Source organism: Methanosarcinales archaeon (assembly GCA_014859725.1).
Lineage (GTDB): Archaea > Halobacteriota > Methanosarcinia > Methanosarcinales > Methanocomedenaceae > Kmv04.
In genome coordinates this window covers 1-8768 of sequence record JACUTQ010000094.1, presented here as the reverse complement: position 1 = coordinate 8768, position 8768 = coordinate 1, and the positions used below count along the sequence as shown (strand labels likewise).

At 45.4% G+C, this 8768-nt stretch carries 9 protein-coding genes and 1 tRNA gene; 7 read left to right on the top strand and 3 right to left on the bottom strand.

What is annotated here, in order from left to right:
- Positions 1-312 precede the first annotated feature (312 nt).
- The 7 genes from IBX40_08500 (at position 313) to IBX40_08470 (ending at position 6981) form a co-directional block, all read left to right on the top strand.
- The gene (locus IBX40_08500; protein MBE0524352.1) at positions 313-702 is read left to right on the top strand and encodes a hypothetical protein; all 390 of its coding nucleotides are present in this window, start codon (positions 313-315) and stop codon (positions 700-702) included.
- A 134-nt stretch (positions 703-836) separates the two neighbouring features.
- Complete coding sequence (locus tag IBX40_08495; protein MBE0524351.1) at positions 837-1274, top strand: hypothetical protein; 438 nt, start codon at positions 837-839, stop codon at positions 1272-1274.
- A gap of 34 nt (positions 1275-1308) precedes the next feature.
- On the top strand, positions 1309-1896 hold the full coding sequence (locus IBX40_08490; GenBank protein MBE0524350.1) for a hypothetical protein: 588 nt from the start codon (positions 1309-1311) through the stop codon (positions 1894-1896).
- 70 nt (positions 1897-1966) lie between these two features.
- A complete protein-coding gene (gene carA / locus IBX40_08485) occupies positions 1967-3055 on the top strand; it encodes a glutamine-hydrolyzing carbamoyl-phosphate synthase small subunit (protein MBE0524349.1) in 1089 nt (362 codons plus the stop codon).
- The gene (gene carB / locus IBX40_08480; protein ID MBE0524348.1) at positions 3055-6261 is read left to right on the top strand and encodes a carbamoyl-phosphate synthase large subunit; all 3207 of its coding nucleotides are present in this window, start codon (positions 3055-3057) and stop codon (positions 6259-6261) included. Before carA ends, carB begins: the two co-directional genes overlap by 1 nt.
- Positions 6258-6779, top strand: a complete 522-nt coding sequence (locus IBX40_08475; protein ID MBE0524347.1) for a flavodoxin family protein — start codon at positions 6258-6260, stop codon at positions 6777-6779. Before carB ends, IBX40_08475 begins: the two co-directional genes overlap by 4 nt.
- Positions 6780-6909: 130 nt before the next feature.
- Positions 6910-6981: transfer RNA gene (locus IBX40_08470), tRNA-Arg, on the top strand.
- A 7-nt stretch (positions 6982-6988) separates the two neighbouring features.
- Here IBX40_08470 and IBX40_08465 read toward each other — a convergent pair.
- From IBX40_08465 to IBX40_08455, 3 genes are all read right to left on the bottom strand, one after another.
- The gene (locus IBX40_08465) at positions 6989-7483 is read right to left on the bottom strand and encodes a ferredoxin:glutaredoxin reductase (GenBank protein ID MBE0524346.1); all 495 of its coding nucleotides are present in this window, start codon (positions 7481-7483) and stop codon (positions 6989-6991) included.
- Entirely contained in the window at positions 7480-7749 is a 270-nt protein-coding gene (locus tag IBX40_08460) for a glutaredoxin family protein (GenBank protein ID MBE0524345.1), read from the bottom strand. The genes IBX40_08465 and IBX40_08460 overlap by 4 nt, the downstream gene beginning before the upstream one ends.
- Before the next feature lie 62 nt (positions 7750-7811).
- Entirely contained in the window at positions 7812-8552 is a 741-nt protein-coding gene (locus IBX40_08455; GenBank protein MBE0524344.1) for a hypothetical protein, read from the bottom strand.
- Positions 8553-8768: the final 216 nt, after the last annotated feature.

Here is an 8768-nt window from a genome sequence, read left to right as displayed (position 1 = left end):
TAGTTAAGAGTAATATTGTTGTTGAACGCAGATAGAAAATAAAATAATATCATTACAATGTTACATTATCTGCTCCTCATAATCCTATTGATTTTAACATATCTTGTCAGCAGAACAGGAACTTTTTTCGCGGGTCAGTATTATGGTATCAACACAATAACCTGGTTCTATCTTTCAATTGCCTTCCCAATAATACACCAGATTTATGTGTGGTTCTGCTGGAGGACTCAACTGCACTATTCCCTGGTCACGAGATTATTTGGTGCCCGGGGATTTACCTATTATGCAATCGGGTTTTTCACATTGGCTTTTATGAGAATTTGTTTCGTGGTCATCTTAGCTATTTCCAGCCGGAATTCCTTTTATTTTGACCAGTTTTTATTAAACTTCATTGCAGTGATTATTGCCATATTGGCTGTTTATCTCTTTTATTCGGTAGGCAAATATTTTAAGATAAAACGTGCATTGGGCATTGACCATTTTGATTCTTCTTATGGCGACAGGCTGCTGGTAAAAGAAGGAATATACAGGTATGTCAATAATGGGATGTATCTGTTCGGAGTTGCAATAATCTGGATACCCGGGCTTGTGTATGCATCCAGGGCCGCCCTGTTGTCTGCCCTGTTCACTCATCTTTACATTTGGGTTCATTACTATTGCACAGAGAAACCTGACATGAAGAGAATTTATACGGTAGACTGATTCGCAGTATCTCCGAACAATACAACCTATAGCAGTTGCAGTACTTGTTCAGTACCATCAGAAGGGTGGATTTTGTTTACATTGAAATGTGCATAATAGCTAAATTTTTATAATACAAAATTGTCATAGTAAATATGCAATTTCGCGGAAGATTAAAGCAGCTGACAGAAAATAAAAAAAATCGTATTTATGACCTCATTTTCAAGTATCAAAAACTCAAGAAGAAAATGGGAAAAAATGCCGTTCTGGATAAATTAAAAACGCTTATCCGGCATTTGCCATCTGAAGAAGAACAGGTTCTTCGGGCGGCAGAGGTAGTTTTTGAGCTTGATGAAACAGGTGGCATTCCGTATCTGGAAGTACTCAGAAAAGTCATTTGCCTGACCGGTCTGCCTGAGGCGAAGGTAGATAGTATGTTACCGGAAGCTATTGAAGAACTCGGCATTGAATTTGAAGAAATGAGTGATGAGGAGATGAGTACATCAATGGCCATCAATAAAAAGGATGTAATGGATGTTTATTGTGATTTGCTGTTAAAAAGGCGCTTTCAAAAGCGTATGATAGAGAAATAAATTCAAAGGAAGAATGATATTTATGGGAAAATCAATGGTTACAGAGAAAATACGTATATCACCCTATTTGCACAGGGAAATAACCGATCTTGTAGAAGATGGCGATTTTGCTTCTTTTTCCGATCTTGTTAATATAGCAGTTTCGAGTTTCTTATCCAGGAACTTCGGTTTAAATGAAGAAGAGGATAAGCCGTCTTTTGAGATGCCTTTAATGTTATTATATCTGGCATTGATCGATAAAGGCGTAATCACAAAAGAGGATATGAGTGATCTTTTTGAAAAAGTAAGCAAAGACGAATTGGATATTTCTATACTTGAAGACTTTTTCAGTGGTATAGCTGAAGATTTTGTTGAATACGATTTCTACGATATGCTGGATACTGCAAAAGAAATGGAAAAAGAAAAATCCTATGATATTGCTGAAAAAATATATCTGGATGTAATAGAAAAGTTCCCTGAAGATTTCGAACCTAATTTTAATCTGGGATGTCTCTATGTAAGAACAGCTAAAAAGGAGGAAGGCCGCAGCCAGCTTGAAATAGCTCTCCAAAAAGCAAGGGATATGGAAGAAGAAAAGGATATTATTGAAATGATATCATCTGAGATAAATAAGATAAAATAACAAATGTTATTTTTAGAAGGGGGAATACAACAACCTATTTAACCCATACATTCCATGTATCCCACCTAGTATGAGAGCAGTACTAGGACTAGAAGACGGCACAGTTGTAAAGGGTGTTGGTTTTGGTGCCGCCGGGGCTGCTGCATGCGGGGAACTCGTTTTTTCAACTCAATATACCGGCTACGAAGAGGCACTCACAGACCCTTCCTATGCCGGCCAGATCTTGATGTTCACCTATCCCCTCATCGGCAATTACGGTGTTAGCGGCGAGACCTTCCAGTCAGATGGCATAAAAGCAGAAGCACTGGTGGTAAGGGAAGCGTGTCCCTACCCATCCCACCATCTTTCAAAACGTTCGATCTTTGATCTTGCGTTAGATGACGGGCGACCAGGCATAGCAGGCGTGGATACCAGGATGCTGACCATCAAGACCAGGGATACCGGTGCCATGCGGGCGTGTTTGATCACAGACAGCGATGACGGCGAGGAAGCAGTACGTCGTGCAATGCAGCATCCCAGGATATCTGACCAGGTAGACCTGATCGATAAAGTGACCTGCAAGGTGGCCTACCATATCGAACCCACGAAACAAGGTATGCCCCATTTTGTGGTGATCGACCTTGGGATCAAGGCCAATATGATCAAAAGCCTCCAGAAACGCGGTGTTGAGATCACTGTAGTGCCTGCCAGCACAAAACCAGACCAGATCATTGAATTAAAACCCGATGCAGTGTTTGTGTCAAACGGACCCGGCGATCCTGAAAAGGCTACAGACGCCATTGATATTGTTAAGAATATGATGGGTGAGGTACCCATCTACGGCATCTGCTTCGGCAACCAGATCATTTCCCTGGCACTGGGGGCAAGTACCTATAAACTGAAATTCGGGCACAGGGGAGCTAACCAACCTGTTAAGGACATGAATACGGGAACGGTATATATCACATCCCAGAACCACGGATTCGCGGTGGAAGCCGACTCCCTGGATGCGGCAGATGCCCACCTTACACACCTGAATGTTAATGATAACACTGTGGAAGGGCTTGCCCATGACTATCTGGATATCATGAGCGTGCAGTTCCATCCTGAAGCCAGCCCAGGTCCCTGGGATACTGAAAAATGGTTTTTTGATAGCATTGTAAAACGGGTGATGAAATAATGCCTAAAAATCCTGATATTAAGAAAGTGCTACTCATAGGCAGCGGCCCCATTATGATCGGGCAGGCGGCTGAATTCGATTTCAGCGGCAGCCAGGCGTGCAGGTCATTGAGAGAAGAAGGCATAAGCGTGGTCCTTATCAATTCCAATCCTGCCACAATCATGACCGACCCGGAAATGGCAGATGTGGTGTATATCGAGCCCATTAAACCCGAGATCGTTGAGCGTATTATCGAACAGGAGCGGCCCGACGGCGTGATCGCAGGGCTGGGGGGCCAGACAGGGCTGAACATTGTGAGCGAACTGGCAGACAGGGGCGTTCTTGAGAAATATAACGTGTACCTATACGGTACACCACTTAAAGCAATACAGGAGACTGAGGACAGGGACCAGTTCAAACAGGCCATGCAGCGAATTGGCGAGCCTGTCCCCCAAAGCAAGGCTGTAAACTCCATTGAAGCTGCATTGGAATTAATCGATGAACTGGGCCTGCCCCTGATCATCAGGCCTGCATATACATTGGGCGGAGCAGGGGGCGGGATAGCCAGGACAAAAGAAGAACTGGTCTCAATCACGGAATTAGGTCTGAAACGCAGCAGGATCAACCAGGTACTGATAGAAGAGAGTGTACTGGGCTGGGGTGAGTTCGAGTACGAAGTGATGCGGGATGCCAATGATACCTGCATTGTGATATGCAATATGGAGAACATTGACCCCATGGGTATCCATACCGGCGATAGCATAGTGGTCACACCCAGCCAGACCCTGTCGGACCGGGACCACCAGATGCTGCGCAGTGCCAGTATCAATATCATCAGGAGTCTCGGCATCGAAGGCGGCTGCAACATCCAGTTTGCGGTCAAGGACGGCGAGTACCGGATCGTGGAGGTCAACCCGCGGGTGAGCCGCTCGTCGGCACTGGCCAGTAAAGCTACCGGATATCCCATAGCCAGGGTGACCGCTAAGATCGCGATAGGTATGGCACTGGATGAAATACCAAATGATGTTACTAAGAAGACCCCAGCTTCCTTTGAACCTACAGTGGATTATACTGTGGTCAAGATACCCAGGTGGCCTTTTGATAAGTTCGTGACCGCTGACAAGACACTGACAACTGCTATGAAAAGCACTGGCGAGGTTATGGCTATCGGGCGCACTATAGAGGAAGCTTTGAACAAGGCCATCCGCAGCCTTGACGTGGATATGTATTTCGGGTTCAGGGACTGGAACCCATATGAGATCGAAGACCTGCTTACAACTGCTACCCATGAGAGGTTGTTTGCAATCTATCATGCCCTGAGAACTGGTTTTACCATCCAGGAAATATCAGAAATCACAGCTATTGACCCCTTCTTTATCCAAAAGATACAGAATATCATTCAAATGGAAGATACTGTTAGCAGGGAATTGAATGATGAAAATCTTCGCGCTGCCAAACAAATGGGGTTAACTGATAAGGAGATCGGCAAACTTACCGGAAAAACACGGGAAGATATCAATGATATGCGGCGCAGTCTTGGTATCACTACAACATACAAGATGGTGGATACCTGTTCTGCCGAGTTCGCTGCTGAAACCCCCTATTATTATTCCTGTTACGAAGAGATGTGCGAGGTCGAACCCACTGATCGAAAAAAGGTGCTCATACTGGGTGCCGGTCCCATACGCATCGGACAGGGTATAGAGTTCGATTACTGTACCGTGCATGCTGTGACTGCATTGCGGGAAGAGGGGATAGAGACCCATATCATCAATAATAATCCTGAGACCGTGTCTACAGATTATGATACTTCAGATAAGCTGTTCTTTGAGCCCCTGACCCTGGAAGACGTGATGAATGTGATCGAAAGGGAGAGACCCTGGGGTGTAATGGTGCAGTTCGGCGGCCAGACCTCAGTGAATTTGGCACTGCCGCTGAAGCAGGAGCTGGAACGCAGGACCGACCTTAATACCATTATCCTGGGTACCACACCCGAGGATATGGATATCGCAGAGGACAGGGAGCGGTTTAATAAGATGCTGCAAAAAATGGGTATTCCACAACCAGACGCAGGTTATGCCATATCTGAAGCCCAGGCCATGGACGTGGCAGCACATATCGGGTACCCGGTGCTTGTCCGGCCCTCCTATGTGCTCGGAGGAAGAGCCATGGAGATCGTGTATGACGAGAACGACCTGAACCGCTACATGCGGGAGGCTGTAAGGATTTCGCCCCGGCACCCGGTACTTATCGATGATTTTCTTGAAGGAGCCGTGGAGATCGATGTGGATGCAGTATGCGACGGCGAGGACGTGCTTATCGGTGCCATTATGGAACATATTGAAGAAGCGGGCATTCACAGCGGGGATTCAGCATGCGTTATTCCGCCTCAGTCACTGGGAAATTACGTGCTTGATACAGTGCGCGATTATGTGAAACGCATCGCACTTGCATTAAGGGTAAAAGGTATATTGAACATGCAGATGGCCTACAAGGATGGCGTGGTCTATGTACTGGAAGCAAATCCCAGGAGCAGCCGGACCATTCCCTTTGTATCAAAGGCAGTGGGCCTGCCCCTTGCCAAGATAGCTGCCAAGGCCATGATGGGTGTATCTCTGAAGGAGCAGGGGTACAAGAGCGAGCCCATGCCCAGGCATGTGTCTGTGAAAGAGGTGCTGCTGCCTTTTGATAAACTCCCGGGGGCTGATCCTATATTGGGTCCCGAGATGCGCAGCACAGGCGAGGTCATGGGCGTGGATTACAGTTTCGGGCTGGCCTTTTTCAAGGCAGAACTGGCTGCAGACAACCAGCTGCCCCTGAAAGGCAAGGTGTTCATGTCTATCAGGAATGAGGATAAACCTCAACTGTTACAGGTGGCCAGGAAGATGTCAGAAGCAGGACTGGAACTTATTGCCACCAGCGGTACCGCAGCGTTTTTGAAAGAGAAGGGATTCAAGGCTACCATCACCAAAAAGGTGCACGATGGCAGCCCCAATGTTATCGATCTGATGCGGACCAATGATGTGGGCCTGATCATCAATACTCCAACCGGCAAAATGACCCGCAAGGACGGCCGCCGGATCAGGCGTGCGGCTGTTGACTATTCAGTCCCGTACATTACCACTATCCAGGCGGCACTGGCAGCAGCTGATGCTATCGAGGCTATGAGCAAAGGTGAGTTGACAATCAAGAGCATTGGTGAGTACCATAAGGAGATGGATACATGAAAATTCTAGCATTAATGGCAAGTCCCAGAAAGGGTGGAAATACCGACTTACTGATCAATGAGATATTAGGTGGTGCAGCAGGTCACCAGCACGAGAAACTGGGCCTGTACGACCTGGATATATCACCATGCACAGACTGTCGCGACTGCAGGACCGGGGCATGTTCCATAGATGATGATATGCTGGACCTCTATCCAAAGATAGAGAGCGCTGATGTAATTATCTTCGGTACACCCCTGTACTGGTACGGTCCTTCAGGCCCCATGAAGCTGTTCATGGACAGGCTGCTCCCGTACAGCGAGACCGAAAAGCTAAAAAAAAAGCGTGCACTGCTGGTCATACCATCGGCAGAAGGTCCTGAGGCCTGCGAAGCTGTTGTTAAGATGTTCCAATTGTCACTGGATTATCTGGGAATGGATATTGCCAACATTCTGCTGCCTAAAGCGTATGAAAAGGGCGAGATATCGAATGATCCAAAAACCCTTGAGCAAGCCCGTGAAATAGGAGCTTCGCTGTAATCTGTTGATCCAGGTCAGCAGCGAGATAAAAGACTTGAAAAAAGATATCGAGGCTCTCAAACAGTCATTGGATAAGGTTTAATATCCCTGGACCGTATTAGGAAGCCAGATAAGTTCTTGTTTAATTTATGTCCCGATAGGGTAGTGGATATCCTTGAAGCTTGCGGAGCTTTAGACCCGGGTTCGAGTCCCGGTCGGGACGTACATCCTTATAATGAGAACTTCTCAAAGCGTTCTTTTTTGGCTTTGCATATGGGACACTGTTCAGGCGGTTCATGTCTTGCACACAGATAACCGCATACCGTACACCGCCACACAGATATCTCATCGGTGGTCTCTTTTATTGTCATATCCACCTGCTCCTGTTTTCCTAATATCTTTTTCACGGGCCGCCGCTCGGGAATGGGGTCGTGAGGTTTCATGCCGCTGATCCAGTCCTCGTTGACGTACAGAGTACAGTAGCAGCACCCGTAGTCTTCCAGGTCCGGGTCCCGGTAGTCGCATGGACAGATGATATCCATATCCTCGGCAAGCACACCTGAGGCCAGCCTGCAGGGACATGCATGGTATCCATATCGCTTTTCATTCTCAATAAGCCCGATTAGCAGGTCTTCAAGTATCTCTTTGTCAGGCTGGAGAGTATACCCGTCCTCATCAGCCATTTTTTTCAATTCCCGGCATAAATTTTCAGTCTCTTCGGTCATAATCCAAGTGCCCTCATAACCTCTGTTTCATTAAAACCCACAATGACTTTACCATTTATTACTGCTGTTGGGAAACTTATCCCTGGATTTAACATCATTACCTCCTGCAGGACATCTTCCCTCTCACTGCCTGTCAGGGTGTCCACATCCACATATTTAAAATCAAAGCCGTTGGTTTTAAGAAATTTTTTAAACCGTTTGCAATAGACACAAGTACTAAGTGTATATATTTTAATTTCAGGTGTAACTGTTGAGACCTCCTGTATAATTATTTACGTATCCTGATTTTGATTGTTTGAACGTCATTGTATTCAATTATTTCCCGCTCTCATTGTACTATGGGTGATGCTTCCTCATCAAAAGGATTGGTTCTCATGGCAAGGGAGAAAAGATATGGATAATTGTCCTTAAGATGACTCATATAATCCAGCCAGCTCGCTACAAACAGTATATATGCTCTTCTAATATCCCCTGATAAGTGTTTGATATCTGTTTCAGGAAACTCCCTGACGTTTTTCCTGGCTGCCAGCTCTTCTGTCAGGTGGAATGTTGCCATTAATAGCTCTGTAAATGACTCGTGTTCTAATAATACAGGATTTTCAAGCATTCGTACCAGGAAACTTCTTTTACTGATCAGGAAAATGCGCAGTTCTTCGAGATCGATCTTCTGGATCTCAATATCATAATCATAATTTTTCATGATTTTGCTGACCTTTTCGAACTCTTTTTCAGACCAATCATCGGTCATGATAAGATGCTTCCTGATATCATCCAGTTTGGGATCAAAATCAGATAAATAGGTCAAGAGCTGTGTTCCCACTTCACTGAAAAAGGCACCAATGACCATATTTAATTTTTCCAGCCTGCTGCGTTTCTCACGAATACTCAGCAATTGGTGTATTATTAGAGTGACCAGCAGCACCTCGATGGGAACAAAGGCAATATCCCCTATCAAGTAGATGAAAATGTGGTGCCAGTCACGGAATATGAAATAATGGAACAGATACCATAATGCAGATAATAGAATTAATAAGATACCGAACTTGACCTGCCAGCTAATACGTTTCATGTATGACCCTTTCCCTTTTGCTCTGATTCAATGATCATTTATTTTGATCATAACCATTTATACCCTTTTTCTCTTCCGAAAATTTGGTAGTATCCTACAAATTGTGACCTGTTTGTATAAATTGAACTTGTTGATTGACGATTTTATAAACGGTGGTGCATATGTGGCAGCAAAATATGGAAGAGGCTGGTTATGGGCATGGTTGTTTGGGTTGAT

What these genes read in the sequence shown, in the direction of transcription:
- IBX40_08500 (MBE0524352.1), top strand. Translation starts at nt 313, where the DNA reads ATGAGAATTTGTTTCGTGGTCATCTTAGCTATTTCCAGCCGGAATTCC.
- IBX40_08495 (MBE0524351.1), top strand. Translation starts at nt 837, where the DNA reads ATGCAATTTCGCGGAAGATTAAAGCAGCTGACAGAAAATAAAAAAAAT.
- IBX40_08490 (MBE0524350.1), top strand. Translation starts at nt 1,309, where the DNA reads ATGGTTACAGAGAAAATACGTATATCACCCTATTTGCACAGGGAAATA.
- carA (MBE0524349.1), top strand. Translation starts at nt 1,967, where the DNA reads ATGAGAGCAGTACTAGGACTAGAAGACGGCACAGTTGTAAAGGGTGTT.
- carB (MBE0524348.1), top strand. Translation starts at nt 3,055, where the DNA reads ATGCCTAAAAATCCTGATATTAAGAAAGTGCTACTCATAGGCAGCGGC.
- IBX40_08475 (MBE0524347.1), top strand. Translation starts at nt 6,258, where the DNA reads ATGAAAATTCTAGCATTAATGGCAAGTCCCAGAAAGGGTGGAAATACC.
- IBX40_08465 (MBE0524346.1), bottom strand. Translation starts at nt 7,483, where the DNA reads ATGACCGAAGAGACTGAAAATTTATGCCGGGAATTGAAAAAAATGGCT.
- IBX40_08455 (MBE0524344.1), bottom strand. Translation starts at nt 8,552, where the DNA reads ATGAAACGTATTAGCTGGCAGGTCAAGTTCGGTATCTTATTAATTCTA.